Origin of the sequence: Streptomyces sp. NPDC005706 (assembly GCF_040631045.1) — a bacterium.
In the GTDB taxonomy this organism is placed as follows: domain Bacteria; phylum Actinomycetota; class Actinomycetes; order Streptomycetales; family Streptomycetaceae; genus Streptomyces.
Genome location: NZ_JBEXYS010000052.1, coordinates 1 through 26,035, shown reverse-complemented (window position 1 = coordinate 26,035; position 26,035 = coordinate 1). Strand labels below are relative to the sequence as shown.

Genomic DNA, 26,035 nt, shown 5'->3' with positions numbered 1-26,035 from the left:
TCCCGGTCGCCGGGCCAAGGAGCGATCCCAGCGGTTGTCAGCACTGCGTACAGGTTCAGGCGCCGCAGGTCGCGAGGATCGACTCGGCAGGCAATACGGCCCGCGGACCTCGGTGGCGCCAACAGGAAGTCCTCCCCCGGTGCGTCGTCCCGTGCTCGATCGGTTGATGCGGTGATGGTCTGCATGATCTCGCTCCGTTCTGCCTATGTTTCGTTCGCGCGCCTCGCGCCCCTGGGGCCGAATGTGCTGTGCGCTTGGTTCGCTACCCGTGCTGACCTTCTTGCGCGGCCGCCGTCCATGGGCCCCGTGACAGGGATCGGCACCAAGGACAGTCCATATCCGCCCAGTCCTCGCAACGATCGCCATTTAGGCGATAGGCGTCTGACGACCAGCGACGGCTAAAGAGGTGATCGATGACAAAGGATCCAGCCGTTGCAAGGAGGGGACGACGCAGGCGCTTTCGAAGGCGTCCGCATTGCGGGCCCTTCACCTCGTCAGTCACCGACGCCGCGTCCCGGTGGCCAGCGTTCGTCGGCCAAGCGCTGTGCCCGAGGGTTCACAGCGCCGACGCATCGCCTCGTGCTGGCCAGGACACGCCCCAGCGTTTTGCCGGCACCGGGCACGAAAGCGGAAACACACACGGGCTCTCCCTGCAGGGCGTGGGCGCAATCCTCCCGCGGCCACAGGCCGTGAACAGGGCTTACGCGAAGGCGGTGACGGCCGTCTGGCCGCACACCACACCCTCCCCACCGACACGCCAAGCACGCTCAGTACACGAGCGCTGTTACACATCACCCATAATTCCGTGACTCTTACCTTCATCCTCCATCAACTCCCGGAATCCACCGTTTAATACTCCGTCAGGCCGTACCACCACCGCGAACGCTGCTCCGCAGCCCCACCACGCCACCCAGCCGACACCCGAAAGTGAGTGACAACCATCCGCACCCGGCGATGGCGGCGACAGCGGCGCCACAAACTCTGCGGCGGCTGCCGCGCTCCGTTCGCTGCCCCAGCGTGCTGACCGATCATCTAGGCAGCAGTCTGCCCCTTGATCAAAGCGGCGGACAGCGTCCCATGCAGCACTTCTTCACGCGGAAGGGTGAGCTGGAACTGCTTCTCCACGATCGCCAGGGACCGGGTATGTGCCATGTCTCGATTGGCTTCGCCCGGGATGCCTGCACTCAGAACGGCCTCGCGGACCAGATCAGGCTGGGAGCCGGTGATCTCCGAGGACCAGGTGTGCATAAACATGTCGAACCCGCACAGATAGGACCCGTCGTGGAAGTAGCTGAACGCTGGCGGAGGAAGCTTGGGGTTCTCCTTCTCGTAGTACAGACGGAAGACGTGGGCACCGTCATGGGACAGACCGTCGGGAACGCCCAGCTCCATTTCTCCCGGCCACTGGCCGTCCGCTACGGCGAACGCCAGATCTGCGACGTCGCCGTACCGCACCGCGATGGTCTCGCCGCTGCCCCATTCCTGCCCGCGCTGGTTGAGATACCTCTCGAGCTCTGCGGCAGTGCGCTGTCCCAGGAACGTGGGGGCTGTCTCTCCCGCAAGGCGGCTGACGAGTTCTTCGGGTTCCACGCCCCGCGCCAGCGTGATGCAGTACCCGAGCCAGGAGATGTCGCTGCGGGCGATCCAGGTGATTCCGTCGTGCATTTCGTGCCTCCTGTGAGGGAAGCGGGGGACGGCGCGCAGCGCCGGCCCCCGCAGATGCCCGCTCTTGGTCAGCGGGGCTTGTCTTGTTACCGGGTTATCGGATGTCGCACTTGACGACTGCCTTGCTCGCGTCGCACTTATCGAACCCGGGTGTCCTGACGAAGTACAGGTCCTGGTCGAGCAGGCGGTACTGCTTGGCGAAGTTGGGGAAGCGGCTCATGGAGGTGGAGTTGATCCACCCGGACATGGCCGACCGACCGCAGCCTTCCTTCCAGGTGGGACCTGCCTTGCGCTCGTCGTCGTACAGCTTCCAGGTGCCGTCGGTCAGCTTCGTGGCGTAGGACTGCACGCACTGGTCGCCGGAGGCGACGGGGTTGGTGCCCTCCATGTCCTTGGGCATGCCGCCGCTGTTGTAGCTGGCGGCGAAGGTGAACTCGTCGCAGCTGGCCTTGTCTGTTGCGCTGATGTCGGTGACCGGCGTGGTGTCGGGGGTGTCCCTTGGCGGCCGCCCAGCCGTCCGGGCAGATCACCTTCCGGTTGGCGTCCGGGTCACGGCCGTAGGCGTTGCGCTCGCCGTGCGCGCCGGCGTCTCCCCTGCGGTCCGGGAGGTAGTTCAGCGGCGCGCCCTTGCGGATCTTGCTCTGGATCAGCCACGCGTGTGCGGCCGCCGCAGGTGTCTTGGCGGTGTTGAACACGTAGCCGGGCATGTAGTCGCGCAGCACGCAGCCTGCCGGGGAGTACACCATGTCGCAGCGCGCGTAGACGGGGTTGCCGATGAATCCCTGGCTTTTGTCGGTGGGGAACCCCTTGCGGGTGTTGGTTGGCCAGCGCCGAGAACGGGACCGGGGACTGGTACAAAGCCCGCGTGGCGTGCAAGTTGAGCACCGCTGGAAACCGCCACGGATACTCAACGTCGCCCGTCACCTCGTAGGGCTCGCCCACAACCTCCGCGACGGCGGCTACTTCTTCACCGGAGTGGCGAAGAGATCCAGATGCGATCCCGGGGCGCCATGTGACGTCGCCTCGCCAGCCACCACTACCTTCCCAGGCGCTGCTGTCACAAAAAGGGGAACCGACAGAATGCGAGCGATCCCCTCCATGCACGTCATCCACGGCCGTCGTTCCGGAAGTTCCGGACAGAGCGTTTCGAACCCCTCCCATTTCGGCAGCAGAATCACGAAAATCCATCCCATAGAACTGTCAGACGATCATCACGCTCAGCAATCACCGCGCCTCACAGGCTCAGTCCGCGAGGTCGGCCTTGCCGAACAGGACCGCGTAACTGGAGGGGAGCTGGCTGATGATCTGATTCAGCTCTCCGCCGGTGACAGCATCGGCGACGGTGGTCAGGACCGCGCTGGCGTCCCACTGCGCCGTACGAGGTCGGGCATGGGTGCGCTCGGCGACCCGGCAGTAGAACTCTTCGATCCCGAAGCTTCGCGCCTGCTGCGGCGCGGCGTGGTCCAGGACTTGTCCCAGCGGGCCGGGCAGCTGGGATGCGAGGTCCTTGACCTCTCCCGGGCTGATCCGTTGGGCCAGCACTTCCAGCACGGCGTTGGTGACGTCCGCGGCTTCGTCCTGGTCGTTGTATTCGCCTCGCTCGCGCACACGGGCGAGGAATCCGTCGTATTTCATCGCTGACTTCCTTCTGCCTTGGTCACCGCTGGTCAAGGAGGTCGCCCGGTGCGCCGCCGGGCCGGCCGGGTCCGTCCGCCGGCGCGTAGCTGCCGTTTGCAAGGCCCTTGGCCCGAGACTCACTCAGGGCACGGCGCAAGCGCCCGGAGCCCCGACCGCCGAGTGCGGTGTGGCAGCGGTGGTGGTTGTAGGTGTGCCGGAACCGCGGCGCTCGCGTCTCAGCCGCTGCTCTCGGCGCTTCCACTCGTCTCGCTGATCTCGACGTGTCGCGGCTTTGCGACGTCAGCCTTGGACCGTTGGCCTCTACGTCAATGTCCCTGCCCTTCACACCGGGGAGTTCGATCTCTATGTGGAACGCGTCCTCGGACTCCGACACGTCCGCGAGAGGCGTCCACGCGACCGCGGGCGCCGCCCCCACCGTCGACTCCAGCAGGCCGCTCATCTGGTTGAGCAGTTCGTCGAACTCGACCAGGGGATTGAGAGGGGTGGGTGCCCAGACGGGCCTTTCCTGCAGGCCGCCACCGCGGTGGCGGCCGGACGGGCATCGCCATCGCCATCGCCTCCTTCTTCCTTCTCGAGATCTCATCGTCCGCCATTCGTCATGCGAGCCATGCGGACTCCTTGTGACGTATGCGTGGGGAGACGTCCGAGCGGCCCGCGACAGCTGACGTGCCCGTGGTGCCGGGGACAGCCGAGTGCCCAAGGTGCCGGTGCACGAAGTGAATGGCCATCGCGCCCTCACCGGCGGCGGAGGCCACCCGCTTCACCGAGCCGCTACGGACGTCCCCTACCGCGAAGACCCCGGGCAGGCTGGCCTCCAGGGTCATGCACGAGCGTCCGCGGCCGTGCCACACCTCGGGGTAGACACAGGCTTCCTGGGCTTCCGGCCCGGTGAGGACGAAGCCGCGGGAGTCGAGGGCGATGATGCCGGCGAGCCACTCGGTGTGAGGGTCGGCGCCAGTGAAGACGAACAGGCTCCGTACCGCGAGCCGGCGGTGCCCGCCCGTGCGGTTGTCGACCACGTCGAGCTCCTCCAGCACTTCCCGGCCGATGACCTCGGTGACCTCGGTGTGCAGCATGACCTCCACCCGCGGATGGCGCTCGACCTGGTCGACCAGGTAGCGGGACATGTTGGCCTCAAGGCTGGCTCCTCGGACCAGCAGGTGCACCTTCGGCGCGTACCCGGCGAGGAACAGCACCGCCTGGCCCGCCGAGTTGCCTCCGCCGACGACGGCCACCGGGTCGGTGCGGCACTGCTGGGCCTCGTAGACGGTCGCCGAGTAGTGCACGCTCGTTCCCTCCAGGCGTTCGATGCCGGGCACCTGAAGCCGGCGGTAGCGGGCACCCATGGCCAGGATGACGGCGCGGGCGGCAATCTCACTGCCGTCGGCGAACGCGACCACGTAGTGGTCCTCGTCCTTGGCATGGAGGCCGGTCGCCTCCAGCGGAAGGCTGATCCTGGCGCCGAACTTGTCGGCCTGGAGCACTGCGCGTTCGGTGAGTTCTGCGCCGGAGATGCCGGATGGGAAGCCGAGCAGATTCTCGATGCGGGACGACGTGCCGGCCTGGCCGCCGGTGGCCATCGCCTCCACCACCGTGGTACTCAGGCCCTCGGAGGCGGCGTATACCGCGGCAGCGAGGCCGGCGGGTCCGGAGCCTACGATGAGGACGTCGCCGTGACGGTTTCCGGCGGGTATTGACGACAGGCCGATGAGCCGGGCCAGTTCCGCGTTGCTGGGGTTGCGCAACAGGGTGGTGTCCCGCCAGATGACGAGCGGTGTCTCCTCCGGGCCGACGCCGAAGCGGCGCAGCAGCTCCTCGGCCTCCTCGTCGGTCTCCAGGTCGATCCACCGGTGCGGCAGCCGGTTGCGGACGGCGAACTCGCGCAGCCGTCTGGTGTCGGGCGAGTAGCGCGAGCCGACGATGCGGAAGCCGGCGCCCTGTCCGACGAGCAGCGCGCGACGGCCCAGACAGGCGCGCAGCACGACGTCCCCGATGCTGGAGTCCTGGGACACCAGGTGGCGCAACTGGTCCAAGGAGACGACGAGGACCTCGCCCGGCTCCCTCACGACAGCGGTGTAGAAGGCCACCTGTCCGTGCAGCAGACCGAGTTCGCCGATGAAGCGACCGGGGCCGTGCACGCGCAGCACGTGCTCCTCGGGAGTGCCGTAGTCCTCGACGACGGCGACGGTACCGCTGAGGACGACGAAGAACGTCTCGCAGCGCTCCCCCTCCCGGATCAGCACGTCGTTCGGAGCCATGGTCCGCCGTTGCCCGTGCTCCGCCAGACGTGCTATCTGGTCCTCCGTGAGGCGCGGGTACGCGCCGTAGATGTCCGGGGTCTCCCAGAAGGCGGCCTCGTCCGTTTTCTCCGGCACCGGTTCTTCGCCCGGCAGCGACTGGTCGCCGGACATCAGACGAACGCCTCGTGAACGTAGCACCAGCGCCATTCCTCGCCGGGCTGGAACGACTGCACGATCGGATGGGCGACGGCAGCTGCGTGCTTGCGCGCGTGCTTGTTCGGCGACGAGTCGCAGCAGCCGACGTGCCCGCAGGTCAGGCAGAGCCTCAGGTGGACCCACGGGGAGCCGAGCATCAGACACTCCTGACACCCTTCTGGGGTCAGCGGCTGGACCGGCCGGACAAGCGCGAGGTGGGGGTCTGCGTGCAGGGTCATCCGGATCACCCTTTCCGGGCGGTGATCGACTGTTCCACCCACCGGCGCAGAGCGGGGGCGGGCGCCGCTCCCGCCTGCCGGGCGACCGTCTCGCCCCGGTTGAGGATCAGCAGTGTCGGTACGGCCTGGACCTCGAAACGCTGCGACAGCCGCGGGTTCTTGTCGACGTCGACCTTGACGAGTTTGATTCGGCCTGCGAGATCGGTGGCGACCTTCTCCAGTGCGGGGCTGACCATGCGGCAGGGGCCGCACCAGGTGGCCCACAGGTCGACCACGACGGGGACGTCGGCCCGCTCGGCGACCTCGGTGAAGTCGTCGTCGCCCGCGTCCACCATCCACGGCAGGGGCTGCTTGCAGTGGCCGCACTTGGGGCGGCCCTCCGCGGCCACGGGCACCCGGTTGGTGCGCCCGCAGTTGGGACAACTGACGGTCGTCGCCTGCATCGTGCTCATGCCGCCCGCGCTCCCTTCACGTCCTCGGGCTGGTCGTAGGTGACCACCAGCTCTCCGTGTTCGGCGTCGACGCGGACCGTCGCACCGTCCTGGACGTCGCCGCGCAGAAGGGCGCGCCCGACCATCGTCTCGACCTCGTGGGAGATGTAGCGGCGCAGCGGCCGGGCCCCGTACACCGGGTCGTAGCCCTGGTGGGCGATCACCTCCCTGGCCGCGTCGGTGAGTTCGACGGTGATGCGGCGTTCGGCGAGCCGGCGGCGCAGCTCCTCGAACTGCAGCTCCACGATCCGCTCGATCTGCCGCTCGCCGAGCGGCTTGAACAGCACGATGTCGTCGACGCGGTTGAGGAACTCCGGGCGGAAGTGACCGCGCAGCTCGCCCATCACCAGGGCGCGCGCGTCCGGCTTGATCTCGCCCTCGGCGGTGGCGCCGTCGAGGAGGTGCTCGGAGCCGATGTTGGACGTCATGATGATCACGGTGTTGCGGAAGTCGACGGTGCGGCCCTGGGAGTCGGTGATGCGGCCGTCGTCGAGGACCTGCAGCAGGGTGTTGAAGACATCGGTGTGCGCCTTCTCGATCTCGTCGAACAGCACGACCGAGTACGGCTTGCGGCGTACGGCCTCGGTGAGCTGGCCGCCTTCCTCGTAGCCGACGTATCCGGGTGGTGCGCCCATGAGCCGGCTGACGGTGTGCCGCTCCTGGTACTCACTCATGTCGAGGCGGACCATGTTCTCCTCGGAGTCGAACAGGGCCGCCGCGAGGGTCTTGGCCAGCTCGGTCTTCCCGACGCCGGTGGGGCCGAGGAAGATGAACGAGCCGATGGGGCGGCGCGGGTCGCGGATGCCGGAGCGGGCGCGGATGATGGCGTCGGCGACGAGTTTGACGGCCTCGTCCTGGCCGATGACGCGCTCGCGCAGGATCTCGTCGAGGCGCAGCAGTTTCTCGCGTTCGCCCTCCTGGAGGCGGGCGACGGGGATGCCGGTCCAGGCTGCGACGATCTCGGCGATCTCCTCCTCGGTGACGACCTCGCGCAGCAGCCGGTTCTGCCCTTGTTTGGCGGCCAGTTGCTCCTCCTCGGCCTTCAGCCGGCGCTCCAGGTCCTGGAGGCGGCCGTAGCGGAGTTCGGCCGCGCGGTTGAGGTCGTAGGCGCGTTCGGCCTCCTCCGCCTCGTGGCGGACCTGCTCCAGTTCCTGGCGTAGTTCCTGCACGCGGCGGATGGCTTGCCGTTCGGCCTCCCACTGGGCGCGTTTGGCGTCGGCCTCGCCGCGCAGGTCGGCCAGTTCCTTGCGCAGTTCCTCCAGGCGCGTTTTGCTGGCGGCGTCGGTCTCCTTGGACAGGGCCGCCTCCTCGATCTCCAGGCGGGTGACGCGGCGGGTGATCTCGTCGAGTTCGGCGGGCATCGAGTCGATCTCGGTACGCAGCCGGGCGCACGCCTCGTCGACGAGGTCGATGGCCTTGTCGGGCAGGAATCGGTCGGTGATGTAGCGGTGGCTGAGGGTGGCCGCGGAGACCAGCGCGGTGTCCTGGATCTTCACGCCGTGGAAGACCTCGAGGCGTTCGCGCAGTCCGCGCAGGATGGAGATGGTGTCCTCCACGCTCGGCTCGTCGACCAGCACCTGCTGGAAGCGGCGCTCGAGGGCGGCGTCCTTCTCGATGTGCTTGCGGTACTCGTCGAGGGTGGTGGCGCCGATCATGTGGAGTTCGCCGCGGGCGAGCATCGGCTTGAGCATGTTGCCCGCGTCCATGGCCCCTTCGGCGGCGCCCGCACCGACGACGGTGTGGAGTTCGTCGACGAAGAGCAGGATGCGTCCCTGGGCGGCCTTCACCTCGGACAGCACGGCCTTGAGGCGTTCCTCGAACTCGCCGCGGTACTTGGCGCCGGCGACCAGGGAGCCCATGTCGAGAGCGAACACCGTCTTGTCGCGCAGGCCCTCGGGGACGTCGCCGCGAACGATGCGCTGGGCCAGGCCCTCGACGATGGCGGTCTTGCCGACGCCGGGGTCGCCGATGAGGACGGGGTTGTTCTTGGTCTTGCGGCTGAGGATCTGGGTGACGCGGCGGATCTCCGCATCACGGCCGATGACCGGGTCCAGCCGCCCGGACCGAGCCTCGAGGACCAGGTCGCGGCCGTACTTCTCCAGAGCCTCATAGGCCACTTCGGGGTTGGCGGAGGTGACGCGCTGGTTGCCGCGGACCTGGGTGAGCGCGCTCAGGAACGAATCCCGGGTCACGCCGTGCTCCTTGAGCAGGCGTCCGGCGGCGGTCGCCGAGCCCTCCTCGGCCAGGGCGAGCAGGAGGTGCTCCACGGACACGTACTCGTCCTTGAGGCGTTTGGCCTCCCGCTCGGCGGCATCGAGCAGGCGGGACAGGCGCTGAGTGACGAAGACCTGGCCGGGTGCCGCGCCGGGACCGGTGACCCTCGGGCGGCGGGAGAGTTCCTCGCGCACCGCCGCGCGCAGCTCCTTCGGCTCGGTGCCGGCCTGTTGCAGCAACCGTGGGATCAGACCGTCCTCGTGATCGAGAAGCGCGAGCAGCAGGTGTTCCCCGTCGACCTCGGTCTGCCCCATGCCGACGGCCGCGCTCTGGGCCTCCTGGAGGGCTTCCTGGGACTTCTGGGTGAGACGGTTCATGTCCATGGGGGTGTTTCACTCCTCGTACCAGCGCGGCGCAGGGCGGCTTCGAGCATGCTGATGCGGTCCAGCAGGTCGAGCACCAGGCCGATGGATGCGTAGTTGAGGCACAGCCCGGTGCGCAGCCGCTGGACGCGGGCGAGGGCGGCCGGTGCCGTGGGTTCGAACACCAGCCCTCCGGAGGCGTCGCGCTCGGCCTCGACCAGGCCCAGAGCGACGAACCGGCGTATGAGGTCGGGATGGACCCCGGAGCGGCGGGCCACGGTCTGCAGAGAGAGCCTGGGCACCGGCACGATCGCGTACCGGACGCGTGCCGGCGCGGGAGCCGTCAGCCGAGACGCCTGGCGCGCCTCGGCGCGTGGGTCACTCATCGTGTCCTCCTGGGTTCGAACGAGGAGACGGCGGCGAGCTCCTCGAAGAGTGCGCGCTCCCGGTCGCTGAGCGTGGGCGGCACCATGATCCGGAGCTCGGCGTAGAGGTTGCCGCTCGTGCCGCGCGGGTTCGGCATGCCCTCACCGCGCAGCCGCAGCCGCCGGCCACTGGACGAGCCTGCGGGCACGTTCACCTTCGCCGTCTCCCCGCTCGGCGTGGGCACCGGAACCGTCGCACCCAGCGCGGCCTCCCAGGGGGTGACCGGAAGCTGCACATACACGTCCCGGCCGTCGAGGCGGAACTGGGGGTGCGGCTGGATCCGCACCCGCAGGTACAGGTCCCCCGCTGGGGCGTCACCGTTGCCCCGGCCGCCCTCGCCCGCCAGCCGGATGCGCTGCCCGTCGGTGACGCCTGGTGGCACGTCGACCTCGTACCGCCGCGGCTGCCCTGTGGGATCGGCGAGCGTGACGGTGCGACGGCCTCCCCGGTAGGCCTCCTCGACGGTGAGCGGCAGTTCGGCCTCCTGGTCGGCTCCGGGGACACGCACCCGTCCGGCGCCCCCGAAGAACGAGCCGAACAGGTCGTCGACGTCGACGCCCTCCGCGCCGAAGCCGCTGGTGGCATACCGGACCCGGGGTCCGCCCCCGGTGGACCAGCGGAAGCCGCCGCCGGGTCCCGCGCCGGCACCGACCCGCTCCTCCCAGTCCTCGGGGACCTTCCGGAAGTCCTCGCCGAAGCGGTCGTAACGGGCCCGCTGGTCGGGGTCGGACAGGACACTGAAGGCCTCATTGATCTCCTTGAACCGCTCCTCCGCCGCGGGGTCCTTGTTGACGTCTGGGTGGTACCTGCGGGCCAGCTTGCGATACGCCTGCTGGATCTCGTCCTTGTCGGCGTCTCGCGGGACACCGAGAACCTCGTAGAAGTCGCGTGCCATGGCCGCTCACTCCCGCTTGGCGACGGTCACGGCGGCCGGCCTGAGCTGCCGCTCGGCCTCGCCGTAGCCGGGGCGCAGCACCTGCGCCACGGTGTTCGGTTCGGCGTCGGGGTCCTGGACCACGCCGACGACCTCGTGCCGGGAGGGGTCGAACGGGACGCCGGTCTCGGCGTGACGCTCGTAACCAAGGCGTTCAAGGATGGACACGGCCTGGTCGCGCACGGCGCGAACCCCCTCGACGATCGCCCCGGGGTCGGAGCCCGCGTGGTTCAGGGCCAGTTCGAGGTTGTCGATGACGGGAAGGAAGGCCGCGGCCGTGCGGGCGCGTTCGACCGCGCGCTCCCGGTCCAGGTCCCGGGCGTGCCGCTTGCGCAGGTTGTCCAGATCGGCGAGAGCACGCCGCCAGCGGTCCTCGACCTCTTTCAGCGCGGCCGCGTACTCGTCCTCGACGCCGGCCGGACCGGTGGCCGCGTCGGGCCCCGGTTCGGCCTCCGTGGTCGGCGGCGCGGGCTCGGGCAGGTGGCCCTGCGGCGGTTGTGCGGCGCCTTCAGGCGGTAGGTCGGACGATCGGTCCTGGGGAGGGATCGGCATGGCGGGTACCTCAGCCCTTGTCGAACTCGGCGTCGATCACGTCTTCGTCGGCGCCGGCACCGCCCTGCCCGGAGGAGTCCGGCCCGGTGGTGTCCGACGGACCACTCGTCGCCGCGGCTTCGGCCTGGTGGGCGGCGAGCCCGGCGTAGATCTGCTGGAGTTCGGAGATCAGCGGCCTGACCTTGTCCACTCCGGCCTCGTTCTTGACCGCGTCGCGGGCCTCTGCCACCAGCATCTCGGCTCGCGCCTTTTCATGCGCGGGCGCGGCGTCGGCCAGTTCGTTCAGACGCTTTTCGACCTGGTAGGCGATCGCGTCGAGTTCGTTGCGGGCGTCGACGGCCTCGCGGAGTGCCTGGTCCTGGCCCCGGTTGCTTTCGGCCTCCTGGACCATGCGTTCGACCTCGCTCCGGTCCAGGTTGGAGCTCTCGCTGATGGTGATGCCCTGTTCCTTGCCGGTGTCCTTGTCGCGCGCGCTGACGTTGAGGATGCCGTTGGCGTCGATGTCGAAGGTGACCTCGATCTGCGGTTCGCCCCGCGGCGCCGGCCGGATGTCGGTGAGCTGGAACCGGCCGAGGACCCGGTTGTCGGCGGCCCGCTCGCGCTCGCCCTGGAGGACGACGATGTCGACGGCCGGCTGGTTGTCCTCGGCGGTGGAGAAGGTCTCGCTGCGGCGCACCGGGATGGTGGTGTTCCGCTCGATGATCTTCGTCATCACTCCGCCGCGCGTCTCCACGCCCAGCGACAGGGGGGTGACGTCGAGCAGCAGGACGTCCTTGACCTCGCCCTTGAGCACCCCGGCCTGGATCGCGGCGCCCAGGGCCACGACCTCGTCGGGGTTCACGCTCATGTTGGGTTCCTTGCCGCCGGTCAGCCGGCGCACCAGTGCCTGGACGGCGGGGATGCGAGTGGAACCGCCGACGAGGATGACCTCGTCGATGTCACCCTCGCCGACCTTGGCGTCGGCCATGGCCTGCTGGACCGGACCGAGGCAGCGCTCCACCAGGTCGCCGGTGATCTGCTCGAACGTGGACCGCATGATCGAGTCGGTGAGATGCTTGGGCCCGGAGGCGTCGGCGGTGATGAACGGCAGGCTGACCTGGGTCTGGGTGACGGAGCTGAGCTCGGTCTTGGCCTTCTCCGCCGCCTCGAACAGTCGTTGCAGCGCCTGCGGGTCCTTGCGCAGGTCGATGCCGTTCTCCTTCTGGAAGTCGTCCGCGAGATAGTCCACCAGACGCCGGTCGAAGTCGTCGCCGCCCAGATGGCTGTCACCCGCCGTGGAACGCACCTCGACCACGCCATCGCCGACATCGAGGATGCTCACGTCGAAGGTGCCGCCGCCCAGGTCGAAGACGAGGACGGTCTCGTGCTCCTTCTTGTCCATGCCGTACGCGAGGGCGGCCGCCGTCGGCTCGTTGATGATCCGCAGCACCTCCAGTCCCGCGATCCGTCCGGCATCACGGGTCGCGGTGCGCTGGGCGTCGTTGAAGTAGGCGGGAACCGTGATGACCGCCTCCGTGACCCGCTCCCCCAGCTGTTTGGAGGCGTCGTCGGCGAGTTTGCGCAGCACCAGGGCGCTGATCTCCTCAGGCGCGTACAGCTTGTCACGCACCTTGAAGCGGGCCTCGCCGTTGTCTCCCGGGACGACGTCGTAGGCGACGGCCTTGGCCTCGTCCGGGATCTCGTCGAAGTGCCGGCCGATGAACCGTTTGGCCGAGTAGATGGTGCCCTTGGGGTTGAGGATCGCCTGGCGCCGGGCCAGCTGGCCCACCAGGCGTTCCCCGGTGTCGGTGAAGGCCACCACGGACGGGGTCGTGCGGTTGCCCTCGCTGTTGGGCACGACGGACGGCTCGCCGCCCTCCCACACGGCGATCACCGAGTTGGTGGTGCCCAGGTCGATGCCCACTGCCTTGGCCATGAGGAACTCCTTCCGCGGCGGTCGACGTCCGTCGGCGACCGTTCATCCTCCGGGCCCTGTCCGCCCGGCTTCGAAACTCGTTCAGCTGGGGGCGGGGCCGCTGCGCGGGCGGCCGCCCCTGGAGGAGGCGCTCTCCGTGTTCGCGCCGGCCCCGCTGTCCAGCCCGGCGACCAGCCGGACGGCCTCATCGGCGACGTCCTCGTCCACCACGACGTCGTACCGGCTGGGCTCCATCGAGCGGACCGAGGCGAAGTTCCGGCGGCCGCCCTGGGCCGCGTGCAACAGCACGCCAAGCAGCGCACCGACGACCGCTCCGAAGATCAGCCCGTACAGGGCGAGCAGCAGACCGGAGACGACCGGATTCAGCCAGTTCAGCAGCCCGAAGATCCAGCCGACGAGCACGCCGGGCAGCGCTCCGGTGGCTGCGCCGTGGAGGGCGGCCCCGCCGTACCCCATTCGACCGATCACCTGTTCGACAAGGCGCATGTCCCGGCCGATGATCGCCACCTTCTGAACGGGAAAGCCCTGGTCGGCGAGGTGGTCGACGGCACGTTCGGCTTCCTGGTATGTCGAGTACGAGGCAACGGCCCAGCGGGCCTGCTCGGTCATGGCCACTCCTTCCGGGGACGGCGGACCGCCGAGCGGTCCCGACAGGCCCCAGAGTGGCTGTTCGCCCGGTCACCCCGCCTGCGCCCAGCGGGTCGAAAAGTGGCACCGCCGGTCGGTCTGCGAGGACAGGAGAGCGGCCGTGCCAGCTGTCCTCCCGGGGCCATCTGCGCCTGGCGAGGCTGGTACGGCGCACCGCGGCGACCCTGTCCAAGGGCGTGGCGACGTTCGACGCGGCCGCGCGACGCTACGGACCGGGGGCCGTACGGAGGTGACCGCCACGGATGACCAGCCCGTGGGGTGGAGAGCGAGCCCACGGCCACCGTGCACCGCCTGCTCTCTCCGCGGCGACCTGGCCGTTGGTTCAGCCGGGCATGGGATGGTGCGCCCGGGCGAACTGCTCCACGACGGCGCCGCAGAAGGCAGGCAGGTCGGACGGGCCGCGGCTGGTGACCAGTTGCCCGTCGACGACCACCTCCTGGTCGGCGACGACCTCCGCGCCGGCGTTGCGCAGATCGGTGCGGATGCTTGGCCAGGACGTCAGGCGGCGGCCGCGCACGGCGTCGGCTTCCGCCAGCGTCCACGGGCCGTGGCAAATCGATGCGACCGGTTTCCCGCTGGTCATGAAGTCCTTGACGAACTGCACCGCGTCGCGGTCCATGCGCAGCTGGTCGGGGTTCATGGTGCCGCCGGGCAGGAGCAGCGCGTGGTAGTCGTCGACGGAGGCGTCGGCGACCAGGCGGTCCACGGGGAAGGTTCCTGCCGCGTTGAGGTCGAACTGGCGGGCCTGGATCTCGCCGGGATGGAGCGAGACGATCTCGGTCTTCGCCCCTGCGCCCTGCAGCGCACCGCGCGGCTGGTCGAGTTCCACGCGCTCGACGCCGTCGGTGGCCAGAATCGCCACCCGCATCCCCTGCAGTTCCTGTGTCACGGTACGGCTCCCTTCACGAGTCGCTGGTCGTACGACGCGAGCGGCAGGGACACCCGGCCGGGCCCGTCCGGATCCCTTTCCGGACCGCCAAACACCGTACGGAGGACGACTTTGGTCCGAGCCCAGCCGTCGCCGCGGGCGTCGACGTGCTGGTATCCGTCTGCTGCCTTGTTCAGTAGGAGTTCGTGGAACCCAGGACAGCTTGACCTTTCCGGCCCAAGCACCCGCCCGTCTTCGGAGTCGGTACGGCCTTCGTACATGTGCGGATCTGAGCCGCAGATTTTCGTTGTGGTGATCTTCCCCAGGACATCCGTGCGCTTTTGCGACGCGCGGGTCGAGGACCTCGACATGTCGGTTCAGATCGGTGAAATGCACCGGGCGCGACTGCTACAACAGCCGGTCGAAGACCGCGATCACGCCGTCCCAGTGGCTGGTCTGCGGGTTCTTGACCTCCGGGTACAGGATTTTGAAGGTCTCGGCGAGGGCGACGCTGAGACCGCCGATGATCTCGGGGTAGCGCTCTTCGGTCTCCTGGGTGGGTGTCCTGTCAAGCGGAGGGTGCGCGGCGAGCTGTTCCAGGTTCGGCTTCAGATCGACCTCCTTGTCGAGCCGCCGGAACCGGTGGATGCTTTCCTGGAGGCCCTTGGTGATCGGTAGGTCCCACGGTTCGACGGTGTCCCGGCCGTTGGCCTTGGCCGAGGCCTGGCCGACGACCAGGAGGTCGTAGAGCTTGGCGTCGACGAAGTCGCCGTACCGCCTGAGGTCGTTCTTGTCCACGTCGAGGCCTGCGGCGGCGCGGAAGAACCTCTCGAACTTCGACACAGCCATCACGGTCATGCCTCTCGCCTCCTTACCGGGAACCGGACGGCGTCGTTCGCTCCAGCCAGCGCCGCCATCGGCTGTTACCGGTCGAGATTCGCAGAGCCCGCCTGCTCAGCGCCTCCGCACCCCAGGCCGAAAAAGAACACCCGCTCCTACCCTGGCAGAGCAGCCTGAAATGCGCAGGCATCCCCCGGCCAGCCGTACGGCCGTCCCTCCGCAGGAAGCTGCGTGTGGTTGCAGCGCCTCGAACGAGAGCCTCTGAATCCACCTGGCAGTGTGGCTGATGGCCCGACAGCTCGCCGCCGTCGAACGCTCTCGACGCCGAACGGGCCGGCCGGGAACGCGACGGCGGGAAAGCCGACCGCGCGCCACGGGCACGGCGCCCCGACGCACATCCGGCAGACCGGCGCCGGTGTCCCCTTTGCCGTGGCGGAGGCCGCCTGCACTTGTGCTCGGAGGTCTATGGAGCCCGCCGCTTTTCCGCCCGCCGGGAGCAGGCAGGGTGGGGCCCATATCCGGAGCATGGAAATGGCCTCTGCTGAGGCGCCTGCGGCATGACGCGCATCGGGCCGCCACCCCCGCACGCACGAAGCACCCTTCGGTGGCTGTCTCAGGTCGCGCGCCAGGCAGTCGCAAAGTTTCAGAAAGGGAACGGCCCATGGACTACAACACCTTCCTCGACACCATCACCCGGCGCGCCCCTGTCCCCCCGGAGAAGGCGGAGCCCCTCACCCGTGCCACCCTGGAAACACTGGCCGAGCGGCTCACCAGGGGTGAGGCGGAGGACCTCGCGTCCGAACTGCCCAAGCCGCTGAAGGAGCCGCTGGTCTCTCCCACTCCGGAGGCCGAGCCCTTCGGACTCGACGAGTTCATCAATCGAGTGAGCAGGCGAGCGGGGGTGAGCCCGGACGAGGCCCGCGAGGGCGTACGGGCGGAGCTGAGCACCCTGAGGGACGCGGTCAGTGATGGCGAGTTCCGCCATGTGATATCCCAGCTGCCCCGGGACTTCGAGGCCCTCGTCGGCGCCCCGGGCTAGACGGAGCCAGGTCGGCGCCATCATCGATGACACGGAACCGGCCGTACTCACGGCGGCCACCGACACACTGGTCGAGGGGCGGACGTTCTGCGTCTCGGGCACCTCGGGCGCCATGGAGGCCGAGGTGCCGCAGGGGCTGTTCTTCCGCGACGTGCGGGTCATCTCCGACTGGCAGATCCGGGTGGACGGCCACCGGCCGCACCACCTCACCGTGCTTCCCCAGGGACGCCTACAGCACCACGCTCGTCTCCGTCGTCCCGACACACGGTGCGCAGAGCGAACTCCTGTCGGAACGTCGGCGCCACGTCGGCGAGGGGACGCGCGAGGTCGAACTGGCCGAACACGTGCTGCCGCACTTCCCACCCGGGCGCACCGGGGCGCGCGGCGAGCACCGGCGGCCCGTGGAGCGGACCGGGCCCTGAGGCAGCACGGCCCCGGCGCCCCCTGCGCGACAGGGCCGGGCTCAGTCCCGGACGGCCCCGGACGGCCGCTCCTGCGCGTAGTGGCATGTGCCCTCCGCCCGGAACTGCAGGGCCGCCCTGGTCACCTCCGCGCCGAGGCCACGCAATTGGTCCGCGACCGCCTGGTCGGTGAGGCGTCCGTCGCCCTCGAAGACGCGGGAGGACCGCGGGACCGCGAACACCAGCGGCACGGCCCAGCCGCGCAACGACCGCACGATGAACTCCATCGCATTGATCGCCTGCAGGCCCTACACTCCACCGGCGGTCGTCAGCATCCCCACGGGTTTGTTGCTGATGTAGGGCGGGTCGTGGTCGGCCAGGAGGGCGAGCCAGTCCACCGCGTTCTTGAACGCGCCGCTGACCGACCCGTGGTATGCCGGGCTGCTCCACAGCAGGGCGTCGGCGGCCTGAACGGTGTCCGCATGCCGGCGGGCGGACGCGGGAATCCCGTGCTCGGACGTGTAGAACGGGAGATTCAGCCGCTTGAGATCGATCACCAGGGTGCGGCGCCCGCATCGGCCGCCCCCTCGACCGCCACACACAGTGCGGTGAGGCTGGTCGACGGAGTGCGCAGCGAACCTCCCATCCCGACGACGAGTGGGCGCGCCATCCTGTCAACTCCTTCAGAGGATCTCCAGGGGCGTGGGCCCGCGGGGTGGCGGAAACGCCTCGTCGAGGGCGTCGAGCGCCTCGGTGGGCAGGTGGAGGTCCAGCGCGCCGCGGTTCTCCCGCACGTGGTCGGGTGATCCGGAACGCGGGATCGCGGCCACCCCCTGTTCCATCACCCAGGCGAGTGCCACCTGGGCCGGCGTTGCTCCGAGCGCACGGGCCACGGCACCCAAAGCCTCGACGTTCAGCAGCCGCCCCTGCTCGATCGGGGAGTAGGACATGACCGTCACCCCGGCCTCACGGCACCAGGGGAGAAGATCCCACTCGATGCCGCGCCGGGAGAGGTTGTACAACACCTGGTCGACGGCCACGACGTCGCCGCCGGGGAGGGCCGTGAGCTCGACCATGTCGGCGACGTCGAGATTACTCACGCCCCAGTAACGGATCTTCTCCGCCTCCATCAGGTCGGTGAATCCCGCAAGGGTCTCCCCGAGCGGCCACCGTCCCCGCCAGTGCAGCAGGTAGAGGTCCAACCGTTCCGTACGGAGCCGCCGCAGGCTGCCCTCGCAGGCGGCGACGGTGCCCTTCCGGTCGGCATGGCGGGGCAGCACCTTGCTGACGAGGAAGACCTCCTCCCGGCGTCCCCGGAGGGCCTCCCCTACGAGCTCCTCGGCTGCGCCGTCGCCGTACATCTCCGCCGTGTCGACGACGGTCATGCCCAGGTCCACGCCCAGCCTCAGCGCAGCGATCTCCTGTTCACGCCGGGCCGGGTCCTCGCCCAGGTACCAGGTGCCCTGCCCGAGCGCCGCGATCTCCTCGCCGGAGGGGAGCGCGATCGTTCTGGCCGATTCCGCAGACATCTCGGGCCTCCCGTCCGCCGCGGATCCGCGTCAAGCGCACCCGCACCGGGTGCCCCGCTCCGCGCCTCCCAGACAACCGGTGTCGGATGCGCCGCAGGGAGGTCAGGAGGGGCGAGCAGACTGCGTCGAGAGTGTGCCGGGACCGGGTGCGCGATCCCGCAACGCGACGGCCACCGACACAACGGCGCCGCAGGAGAGGACCGCCGCGAAGCCGATCATCGCGGTCTGCACGGCGAAGTGCCGCAGGGCGATGCTGAACAGGACGGAGGGCAGGCCCATTCCCAGATACGCGACGACGAAGAACACGGCGAGGACCCCCGCGCGTGAGGCGGGCTCGGCCACTGAACCGGCACGTTCGACGCCTCCCTTGAACAGCAGCCCGGAGCCGGCTCCCGACAGGGACACGGCGACCAGGTAGAGCCAGAGCGCCGGGTGGTAGAGGGCGACGGCGCACAGGACCAGGCCGACCGGAAAGACCACTGCCCCCACGGTCAGGAGCCGGGGCAGTGGGAGGCGGCCCAGCACCAGCTGGGCGGCCGCCGCGGAACCGAACATGAGGAAGGCCGCGAGGCCGACCATGAGGTGCGAGTCGGTGTGCAGGGTGCCGTGGAGCACGCTCGCCCCGAGGGAGGAGATCAGGCCGAGGATCGCGAAGGCGAAGGCGCCCAGCGCGCCGGCCGCGCCGAACGCCCGCCGGCCGCCTGGACGCAGGACGAACCTGCTGGGCGGTTGAGCCGCGGGCAACTCCAGGTCCACGGTCTCCGGGGTGCACAGCACCAGCGCCAGGCACACTGCCATGGCGAGCGTGAAGATCGCCTGGGCCGTGATCAGGGGCGTGGGAAGCCACTCGGCGGCGGCTCCGGCGACCAGGGGCCCTGAGGCCAGGCCGCCGAGGTTGGCGGCGGTGGCCACGGTGCCGGGCAGCACCGAACCCGTCCGTTCCGGACGGACCTCGTGGTGGAGGTCGTGCAGGTACGTCGTCGCGGTCGAGGCCATCAGCCCCAGTCCGACACCGTTCAGGATCCTGCCCGCGATCAGCCCCGGCAGGTCCCGCCACACGATCAGTACGACCGACGCGACGATGCCGACCAGCAGCGCCGGGACGATGATGCGCCGCCGGCCGAGCCGGTCCGACAGGTGTCCCAGCCCGAGGAAGGCGGCCGCGGCACCCACGACCATCGAGGCGTACGCCACCGTGACCGTTGTCGCGCCGAAGTGGTCCCGGGCCTCGTACAGCGGCCACAGCGGGGTCGGCGCGGTGCCGAAGGCCATCAGCACGGTGAAGGCCACCGCCACGAACCAAAAACCGGTGGTGTGCGTGACACGGCGCCGGGCGGGGACGCGGGGCGGCAGGTCGTCGGGAGCGGGCGCCGGGATTCGGTGGGTCGGGTTGTCGGGAGCGTCGGCTGTGCGACGGCTCAGCGGTGTCGGTACGGCAGGCAGGAGTACCCCTCCTCGGGCGGAAGCGGATGGCGTTCTCCATCCTCCTCACCAGCCAGAATCATCGCCAACGAATGTTTTTGCTCGGCTCCAGCAATGCGAGTGATACTTCTGATGTGGAGCTACGTCAGCTGGAGCACTTCATCGCGGTCGCCGAGGAGCTGAGTTTCACGCGTGCCGCCCGTCGGCTGCACGTGGTGCAGTCGGGGGTGTCCGCAGCGATCCGCTCCCTGGAGCGCCAGCTCGGCTGCGCGCTGTTCGAGCGCACGTCGCAGCAGGTCCGGCTCACCGGGGCGGGCGCGGCGCTGCTGCCGGAGGCCCGGGCCACCCTGCACGCCGCCCAGGCGGCCCAGGACGCCGTGCGCGCCGCACAGGACACGCTGCGCGGGACGGTGAACGTGGGCGCCATGGCCTCGGTCGAGGTGGTGGACCTGCCCGCGCTCCTGGGGCAGCTGCACGCGCGGCATCCGGCGATCGACGTCCGGCTGCGGCTGGCGACGACCGGCTCGGCGGGACTGGCGCACGCGCTGCTCAGCGGGGACCTGGACGTGGCCTTCCTGTCGCTGCCCGAACGCAAGCCCGCCGGGATCGACGCACGGGAGCTGACCACTGTGCCGCTCGTCCTGGTGGTCAGCGCCGGCCATCCGCTCGCGCAGCGGGAAAAGGTGGCACTTGCGGACCTCGCGGGGGAGCCCTTCGTGGACTTCCCGCCGGGCTACGGCAACCGAGAGGTGGTCGACCGGGCGTTCGCGACGGCGGGCGTCGTGCGCCGGGTGGCACTGGAAGTGCCCGACATCGACATGGGGGCGGCACTGGTCCGGCACGGTCTGGGCATCGCCTTCCTGCCCGAGTTCGCCGTTGCCCGCACCCCCGGCCTGCACGTTCTGGACGTCCACGACACCTTGCTCCGCTGGAGCATGCATCTCGGCACGTCGTCGACCCGGCGGCCCACCTCGGCCCTGGGGGCGCTGCTCGACCTGGTGGACCTCCACGTCATCGCCCTGTGAGTCCGGGCGTCACAGGGCGATGGTGTCCGGCCCCGTGCGTCCGCCTCGCTCCGGCCGCGACATCTGCCGCAGCATCCGCGGAGACTCACGCTGCCGTCGTCCATAGGCGCCGTCGGAAATTTTCGTCCCATTTGAGGCTGGAGGCTGGGTGCCGAAGGCCCAGATGACCACACCTTCGTGTGCGCCTCGCGACGTGGCGGCCGCAAGGAACCGGCGGTCCGCAGGTGTCACCCACCACGCACCGGCGCACAGGCAACGTCCGGGCTGCTGGCGCCGTACCGAAGGCCCCGGAGTCACCCGGCCGATTCGAGGGCCTGGGAGAAGTCCGTTCCGAGCTGCGACATCAGGTCGTTGAACTCCTTCTCGCTGATCGCCTCCCGGAGCACGGCCAGTACGGTCCGCACACCCCTGTCGGCTTCCTCATCCTTGAGCCCGATGCGTTCGGCCACGCGCTGCACGCTCTCCTGGTGGCCGAAGCGCTCGATGCGGTCCGTGGTTCCCCGGCGCACCGCGTCCGCGAGGCCCTCGGGGAGCTCGGTGATCAGGTCCCTGGCCTCCCCGGGGCTCAGCCTGTGGGCCAGCGTCTCGAGCGTGGCCCAGGTCAGGTCGGCCGCCTCCTGTCGGCTCAGTCCGGTGCGCTCGGCGACGGTACGTGCGAATTCCTGCTCATCCATGCGTCGTCCTCCTTCGCTGCTGTGTTGCGACGAACGGCGCGGACCCCCTGCAAGCCTGTCACGCCGACCCGGCCCGCGCCCGCGCACGGACGGCGGTGAGCACGACCACCCACACCTTGACGCCTCCGCGCTCCGAGGCGTGCAGGGCCTCGCCGGCCAGGTTGAGCTCGTCGTATTGCACGCAGGCAAAGAGCCACGCCATGAGAGCGCCGACGTAGCCGAACCTGGGCCGCGACCGTGGGGCAGCCCCAGCTGCGGGCCTGGGCCGAGTGCTGGGCCATGGAGAAGGTTTCGATCACGGTGCCCGCCATGATGGCGATGAGGGACCAGATGAGGTTGCCGCCCTCGGTGAGGCCGATCAGTGCCACTGCCAGGGCGCTCAAGCGTTCGCATGGAGGACCCGGGTGCCACAACTTGCCGTGGCATAGGACGAATCAGCAGGTGTGAACGGGTCCGGGCGTGGAAACCCGGGGCGTCCCGACTCCCAGGGAGGCGTCATGGACGCCCATGCCATTGCCCAGGGAAGCCCCATCGCCACGGTCAACCCGTACACCGGTGAAAGAGTTCGTGAGTTCCCGGCGCTGAGCGCGGAGGACGTAGAACGTGCGATCGACAGGGCGCACTGCAGCTTTCCGACCTGGCGTGCCCGGTCGACGGCCGACCGGGGGGCGCTCGTGCAACGCGCCGGTCGGCTCATGAGGGAGCGCAAGGAGGAACTGGCCCACCTCCTGACCCTCGAGGTCGGCAAGCTGATCAACTCGAGCCGTGCTGAGGTCGACCTCGCGTCCGACATCCTCACCTACTACGGCGACCACGGTCCCGAGTTGCTGGAGGAGCGACTCCTGCCGGTGCCCGGGGGCACGGCCGTGCTGGTGAACGAGCCGCTCGGTGTCCTTCTCGGTGTGATGCCGTGGAACTTTCCGCTGTACCAGGTGGTCCGATTCGCGGGTCCGAACCTCGTCCTCGGCAACACGATCCTCCTCAAGCACGCGAGTAGCTGTCCCCAGTCCGCACTGGCACTCGAGCAGCTGTTCACGGATGCGGGTGTGCCGACCGGGGTCTACGCCAATCTTTTCGTACGGGGCAGAGACGTCGGGACAATCATCGATGACTCTCGTGTGCAGGGAGCGTCACTGACCGGAAGCGAGCGGGCGGGCGTGAGTTTGGGCGAGATCGCCGGCCGCAATGTCAAAAAGTCCGTCCTCGAACTGGGTGGCAGTGATCCCTTCGTCGTGTTGGATGGTCACAACATCGAGCGCACCGTGTACGCCGCGTTCCTCGGCCGGATGGGCAACACCGGGCAGTGCTGCGTGGCGGCCAAGCGCTTCATCGTCCTCGCCGACGTCTACGACGCCTTCCTCACCGGGCTGCGTGACCGGATGAGCGAGGTGCAACCGGGAGATCCGGTCGACCCCGCCACCACGCTCGGCCCGCTGTCCTCCGAGGCCGCGGCCGAACTCCTGATGGAGCAGGTCCGTGACGCGGTGGACAAGGGAGCCACGGTGGTGCTGGGCGGCGGGCGGCCCGACCTGCCGGGCGCCTTTTTCGAGCCGACCCTTCTCACCGACGTCACACCGGACATGCGGGCCTACCGGGAAGAGCTCTTCGGCCCCGTCGCCACGGTTTACCGGGTCGCCGACGAGGACGAGGCCGTGGCACTGGCCAACACCTCCCCCTACGGCCTGGGAGGCGCGGTCTTCGCCGCCGACCCCGAACGTGCTCGTGGGGTCGCGGACCGGCTGGAGGCGGGCATGGTGTGGATCAACCACCCGACCGCGTCCCGACCGGAGCTGCCCTTCGGCGGCATCAAGCGCTCTGGCTACGGGCGCGAACTCGGCGACGTGGGCATCGTGGAATTTGCGAATCGCAAGCTCGTGCGATACGTGGACGCCGACGCCCCGATCCAAGAAGTGCTGGGCTGACCTACGAGCCGGTCGACCGCGCTTTTCCATAGGATTGTTTCTCATGTACTCGTGGGGCGACCGGACCTGGATTCCTGACTCGCCAGACGCAGGCGTGCAGCCACTCGGTTCGTCACCCTGGGGAGTGCTCGGGGCTCTCCGTGCGCACCGGCAGAAACCCGGTATTGCCGCTGCTCACTGACGAGCTGTTCGCCGTGCTGGAGCAGGAGCTGGCCAAGGGGCCGGTGGCACACGGCTGGCCGGACCAGACCTGGACCCTGTCACGGATCAAGACGCTCATCGGGCGCCGATTCCACAAGACCTACACCGTCCAAGGTGTAGCCGCGCTGCTCAAGCGGCATGGCTGGAGCTGCCAGGTGCCGGCCCGCCGGGCGGTGGAGCGCGACGAGGCGGCGGTGGCCGGCTGGGTGAAGGAGACCTGGTCCCACGTGGAAGGACCGTGGCGGCGCTCGACGCCTGGCTCGTCTTCGAGGACGAGGCCGGCTTCTCGATGACGCCGCCGACCACCCGGACCTGGTCCCGCCGCGGCCGTACTCCGATCGTGCGCGTGCGGGGCCGCTCCCGCCGCCGGTTATCCGTCGCCGCCCTGGCCTGCTACAAAACCGGCGAACGCTCGCGGCTGATCTACCGGCCGTGCCCGGACGCCCGACCCGACGGGCGCAAGAGCTTCTCCTGGAAGGACTACCGCGACCTGATCCAAATCGCGCACCAGCAGCTCGGCGGCCCGATCGTGCTGGTCTGGGACAACTTGAACACCCACCTGACGGCCGGCATGCGCCGCTACATCGCCGAACGGGACTGGCTGACCGTCTACCAACTCCCGCCCTACGCGCCGGACCTCAACCCGGTCGAGGGCATCTGGTCGGTACTGCGGCGCACCACCACCGCCAACCGCGCGTTCGCCGACCCACACGACCTGATCACCGCCGTCCGGCGGGGGTTACGCCAGCTCCAGTACCGCCACGACGTCCTCGACGGCTGCCTCACCGGCACCGGACTCGTACCCACCCCACCATGACGACATCACACATTGAAGGTCAGTAGGTCCACGTTGCTGAGATCGGCTCCCTCAAGCCTGCGTGTTGGATGCGATCCTGTTCGTGGCGACGTCTGGCTGCACGTGGCAGCAATGGCCTCGTTCAAGCCTTCGGGTGCCGCCACCCACCGGCGGTTCACGGAGCTGTCGAAGGCCAGGGGGAGGGCGAAACCACACTGCGAGCGAGCCGGCGAGGCCAGTGAACAGGAGTCAGAGCCGGTTGGCGCGTGCCATTCCGCCCGGCCAAGCCCTTCTTTTGACGGATCGTCGGTCCGGGTGCGCCGTTGAGTGGCGCGCAGTGGGCGCGGACTGAGCCGTTGCTCCCGATGGCGCACGCAATCGTGGCCCTGTGGTCGGAGCGGCCCACCCCTGTACTGGGAGGACGAGGAGATCTGGCCCTACCGCCTGCACGTGTCGGCGGGGCCAGCGTCTCGCGTGGCGCCGGCGCTGTCTCGGGGCATGCTGGTGGGCACTGGTGATCGCCCGAGGCCGCCGACGAGAAGGGTTCGGCCCGGTCATGCGGGTGCCATCGCAGTGCGTTACGGTCGTGGGCTCTCCTCGCGGATCCGGACGCGCCGACGGAGATCGCTCAGGGCTTTCGCCGGTGAGGACGTTTGCCAAGCCCAGGGCTTGTATCACGTCCGCGCCGCGACCGGACTGCCGCGCCGGTTCGATACGCAATCTGAGGATTGGGTGCGGGCCACGCGGAAACTCCCGTGTTATCCGCTGCGCGCGCTTGACCTTCTCGCTCAAGTGGCCCGCCTTCCGTTCACCTCACCGCACGTGGGCAGTACTCATGAAGACAGACACCCGTTCCACCTCCCGCCTACGACACGATCCGCTCGTGCGTGGCCTCGGTTGGGCCAGTGCGCTCCTGGGCGTGCCTCAGGTCGTCGCCCCGGCGGGCTTCGCCCGGGCCCTCGGCGTGGACGACGGCTTCCGGCAGCGCTCCGCCACGACCGCCGTCGGTGTGCGCGAGCTGGCGGCGGCGACCGGGCTGCTGGGGCGGCCGCATCCCGCCTGGCTCTGGGGCCGTGTCGGCGGCGACCTCATGGATCTGACGATGCTGACCCGGGCCCTGAGGAACCACGACGGTCGCGGCCTGGGCCGCACCGTTGCCGCGACCGCCGCGGTCACCGCCATCACGGCCACGGACGTCTACGCGGCCGTGACCCGCACCCGTAGGAGCACCCCCATGGAACTGACCGCGGCCACCACCGTCACCCAATCCCCGGACGAGGTCTACGCGCTCTGGAAGGACCTGCAGCGACTGCCGGACTTCATGGCGCACCTGGACGAGGTGCGCGTCACCGGCCCGCGCACCAGTCACTGGCGGGCCAGCGCGCCGTTCGGCAAGGCGGTCGAATGGGACGCCGAGACCACGCAGGACGTCCCCGGCCGGCTGATCGCCTGGCGGTCGGTGGACGGCGCCGACATCGACAACTCCGGCGAGGTCCGCTTCGTGCCCGCCCCCGGCGCCCGGGGCACGGAGATCAGGGTGACCTTGCGCTACGACCTACCCGGCGGGGCGGTCGGCAAGGCCGCGGCGCGCTACTTCGGCGAGGAACCACACCAGCAGTTGGATGACGACCTGCGCCGCTTCAAGCAGATCGTGGAGATCGGCGAGGTCGTCCGCTCCGAGGGCGCGCCCGGCGGCAAGCAGGCCCGCGGCGAGTTCCCGCAGCACCCGGCCCGACCGCTGACCGAGGACGAACTGAAGGAGGCCCTGGCATGAAGGCGAACTGCTGGACGGGACGCAA

The 26,035-nt window shown here is 69.5% G+C and carries 26 protein-coding genes and 2 pseudogenes; 7 read left to right on the top strand and 21 right to left on the bottom strand.

What is annotated here, in order from left to right; translation table 11 throughout:
* From ABZ478_RS38200 to ABZ478_RS38130, 15 genes are all read right to left on the bottom strand, one after another.
* A partial coding sequence (locus ABZ478_RS38200) for a hypothetical protein (protein WP_359557291.1) occupies window positions 1-185 on the bottom strand: 185 nt, incomplete at its 3' end.
* Between the two features lie 847 nt (window positions 186-1,032).
* Window positions 1,033-1,665 (bottom strand): DUF6461 domain-containing protein, encoded by a 633-nt coding sequence (locus tag ABZ478_RS38195; protein ID WP_359557288.1) that lies wholly within the window; start codon window positions 1,663-1,665, stop codon window positions 1,033-1,035.
* A 94-nt stretch (window positions 1,666-1,759) separates the two neighbouring features.
* Window positions 1,760-2,065 carry a hypothetical protein gene (locus tag ABZ478_RS38190; RefSeq protein ID WP_359557286.1) on the bottom strand — a complete coding sequence of 102 codons (306 nt, stop codon included), beginning with the start codon at window positions 2,063-2,065 and terminating at the stop codon, window positions 1,760-1,762.
* 842 nt (window positions 2,066-2,907) lie between these two features.
* Window positions 2,908-3,300, bottom strand: a complete 393-nt coding sequence (locus tag ABZ478_RS38185; protein ID WP_359557284.1) for a DUF2267 domain-containing protein — start codon at window positions 3,298-3,300, stop codon at window positions 2,908-2,910.
* Window positions 3,301-3,899: 599 nt separating this feature from the next.
* Window positions 3,900-5,714: an FAD-dependent oxidoreductase gene (locus ABZ478_RS38180; protein ID WP_359557283.1), complete on the bottom strand. Its 1,815-nt coding sequence runs from the start codon at window positions 5,712-5,714 to the stop codon at window positions 3,900-3,902.
* Window positions 5,714-5,977 (bottom strand): UBP-type zinc finger domain-containing protein, encoded by a 264-nt coding sequence (locus tag ABZ478_RS38175; RefSeq protein WP_133046517.1) that lies wholly within the window; start codon window positions 5,975-5,977, stop codon window positions 5,714-5,716. The genes ABZ478_RS38180 and ABZ478_RS38175 overlap by 1 nt, the downstream gene beginning before the upstream one ends.
* A 5-nt stretch (window positions 5,978-5,982) precedes the next feature.
* Window positions 5,983-6,429 (bottom strand): thioredoxin, encoded by a 447-nt coding sequence (trxA, locus tag ABZ478_RS38170; RefSeq protein ID WP_359557280.1) that lies wholly within the window; start codon window positions 6,427-6,429, stop codon window positions 5,983-5,985.
* Window positions 6,426-9,065: an ATP-dependent chaperone ClpB gene (clpB, locus tag ABZ478_RS38165; RefSeq protein ID WP_359557278.1), complete on the bottom strand. Its 2,640-nt coding sequence runs from the start codon at window positions 9,063-9,065 to the stop codon at window positions 6,426-6,428. Before clpB ends, trxA begins: the two co-directional genes overlap by 4 nt.
* Window positions 9,056-9,430 (bottom strand): chaperone modulator CbpM, encoded by a 375-nt coding sequence (locus ABZ478_RS38160; protein ID WP_359557276.1) that lies wholly within the window; start codon window positions 9,428-9,430, stop codon window positions 9,056-9,058. The genes clpB and ABZ478_RS38160 overlap by 10 nt, the downstream gene beginning before the upstream one ends.
* Window positions 9,427-10,365 carry a J domain-containing protein gene (locus tag ABZ478_RS38155; RefSeq protein ID WP_359557274.1) on the bottom strand — a complete coding sequence of 313 codons (939 nt, stop codon included), beginning with the start codon at window positions 10,363-10,365 and terminating at the stop codon, window positions 9,427-9,429. Before ABZ478_RS38155 ends, ABZ478_RS38160 begins: the two co-directional genes overlap by 4 nt.
* A gap of 6 nt (window positions 10,366-10,371) precedes the next feature.
* On the bottom strand, window positions 10,372-10,956 hold the full coding sequence (locus ABZ478_RS38150; protein WP_359557272.1) for a nucleotide exchange factor GrpE: 585 nt from the start codon (window positions 10,954-10,956) through the stop codon (window positions 10,372-10,374).
* 10 nt (window positions 10,957-10,966) lie between these two features.
* Window positions 10,967-12,871: a molecular chaperone DnaK gene (gene dnaK / locus ABZ478_RS38145; RefSeq protein ID WP_359557269.1), complete on the bottom strand. Its 1,905-nt coding sequence runs from the start codon at window positions 12,869-12,871 to the stop codon at window positions 10,967-10,969.
* A gap of 81 nt (window positions 12,872-12,952) precedes the next feature.
* Complete coding sequence (locus tag ABZ478_RS38140; protein ID WP_359557266.1) at window positions 12,953-13,480, bottom strand: general stress protein; 528 nt, start codon at window positions 13,478-13,480, stop codon at window positions 12,953-12,955.
* A gap of 361 nt (window positions 13,481-13,841) precedes the next feature.
* Complete coding sequence (locus ABZ478_RS38135) at window positions 13,842-14,408, bottom strand: type 1 glutamine amidotransferase domain-containing protein (protein ID WP_359557264.1); 567 nt, start codon at window positions 14,406-14,408, stop codon at window positions 13,842-13,844.
* A gap of 387 nt (window positions 14,409-14,795) precedes the next feature.
* On the bottom strand, window positions 14,796-15,245 hold the full coding sequence (locus tag ABZ478_RS38130) for a DUF1931 family protein (protein WP_359557262.1): 450 nt from the start codon (window positions 15,243-15,245) through the stop codon (window positions 14,796-14,798).
* A gap of 643 nt (window positions 15,246-15,888) precedes the next feature.
* Between ABZ478_RS38130 and ABZ478_RS38125 the strand changes: the two genes are divergently transcribed.
* Entirely contained in the window at window positions 15,889-16,266 is a 378-nt protein-coding gene (locus ABZ478_RS38125; protein WP_359557260.1) for a DUF2267 domain-containing protein, read from the top strand.
* Between the two features lie 19 nt (window positions 16,267-16,285).
* Window positions 16,286-16,546, top strand: a pseudogene (locus ABZ478_RS38120) (glycogen debranching N-terminal domain-containing protein); the annotation flags it as partial.
* 183 nt (window positions 16,547-16,729) lie between these two features.
* Here the strand turns inward: ABZ478_RS38120 and ABZ478_RS38115 are convergent.
* The 4 genes from ABZ478_RS38115 to ABZ478_RS38100 form a co-directional block, all read right to left on the bottom strand.
* Window positions 16,730-16,954: a hypothetical protein gene (locus ABZ478_RS38115; protein WP_359557258.1), complete on the bottom strand. Its 225-nt coding sequence runs from the start codon at window positions 16,952-16,954 to the stop codon at window positions 16,730-16,732.
* Window positions 16,955-16,975: 21 nt separating this feature from the next.
* Window positions 16,976-17,224, bottom strand: coding sequence for an NAD(P)H-dependent oxidoreductase (locus ABZ478_RS38110; protein WP_359557256.1), 249 nt, complete (start codon window positions 17,222-17,224; stop codon window positions 16,976-16,978).
* A 126-nt stretch (window positions 17,225-17,350) separates the two neighbouring features.
* Window positions 17,351-18,196 carry an aldo/keto reductase gene (locus ABZ478_RS38105; RefSeq protein ID WP_359557253.1) on the bottom strand — a complete coding sequence of 282 codons (846 nt, stop codon included), beginning with the start codon at window positions 18,194-18,196 and terminating at the stop codon, window positions 17,351-17,353.
* 102 nt (window positions 18,197-18,298) lie between these two features.
* Window positions 18,299-19,618 carry an MFS transporter gene (locus tag ABZ478_RS38100; RefSeq protein ID WP_359557296.1) on the bottom strand — a complete coding sequence of 440 codons (1,320 nt, stop codon included), beginning with the start codon at window positions 19,616-19,618 and terminating at the stop codon, window positions 18,299-18,301.
* Window positions 19,619-19,752: 134 nt separating this feature from the next.
* Here ABZ478_RS38100 and ABZ478_RS38095 point away from each other — a divergent pair, with 134 nt between their 5' ends.
* Complete coding sequence (locus ABZ478_RS38095; RefSeq protein ID WP_359557252.1) at window positions 19,753-20,643, top strand: LysR family transcriptional regulator; 891 nt, start codon at window positions 19,753-19,755, stop codon at window positions 20,641-20,643.
* 293 nt (window positions 20,644-20,936) lie between these two features.
* Here ABZ478_RS38095 and ABZ478_RS38090 read toward each other — a convergent pair whose 3' ends face one another.
* Window positions 20,937-21,317 (bottom strand): DUF2267 domain-containing protein, encoded by a 381-nt coding sequence (locus tag ABZ478_RS38090; protein WP_359557249.1) that lies wholly within the window; start codon window positions 21,315-21,317, stop codon window positions 20,937-20,939.
* Between the two features lie 58 nt (window positions 21,318-21,375).
* Window positions 21,376-21,498: a hypothetical protein gene (locus ABZ478_RS38085; protein WP_359557247.1), complete on the bottom strand. Its 123-nt coding sequence runs from the start codon at window positions 21,496-21,498 to the stop codon at window positions 21,376-21,378.
* Window positions 21,499-21,814: 316 nt separating this feature from the next.
* Between ABZ478_RS38085 and ABZ478_RS38080 the strand changes: the two genes are divergently transcribed.
* The 4 genes and pseudogenes from ABZ478_RS38080 to ABZ478_RS38065 all read left to right on the top strand — a co-directional run bounded on the left by ABZ478_RS38080 (window position 21,815) and on the right by ABZ478_RS38065 (window position 26,010).
* A complete protein-coding gene (locus ABZ478_RS38080) occupies window positions 21,815-23,239 on the top strand; it encodes an NAD-dependent succinate-semialdehyde dehydrogenase (protein WP_359557244.1) in 1,425 nt (474 codons plus the stop codon).
* Window positions 23,240-23,403: 164 nt separating this feature from the next.
* Window positions 23,404-23,733, top strand: a pseudogene (locus tag ABZ478_RS38075) (winged helix-turn-helix domain-containing protein); the annotation flags it as partial.
* A complete protein-coding gene (locus ABZ478_RS38070; protein ID WP_359557293.1) occupies window positions 23,730-24,257 on the top strand; it encodes a transposase in 528 nt (175 codons plus the stop codon). The pseudogene ABZ478_RS38075 and the gene ABZ478_RS38070, both read left to right, overlap by 4 nt.
* Before the next feature lie 862 nt (window positions 24,258-25,119).
* Window positions 25,120-26,010, top strand: a complete 891-nt coding sequence (locus ABZ478_RS38065) for an SRPBCC family protein (RefSeq protein ID WP_359557243.1) — start codon at window positions 25,120-25,122, stop codon at window positions 26,008-26,010.
* The last annotated feature ends 25 nt before the right edge of the window (window positions 26,011-26,035 follow it).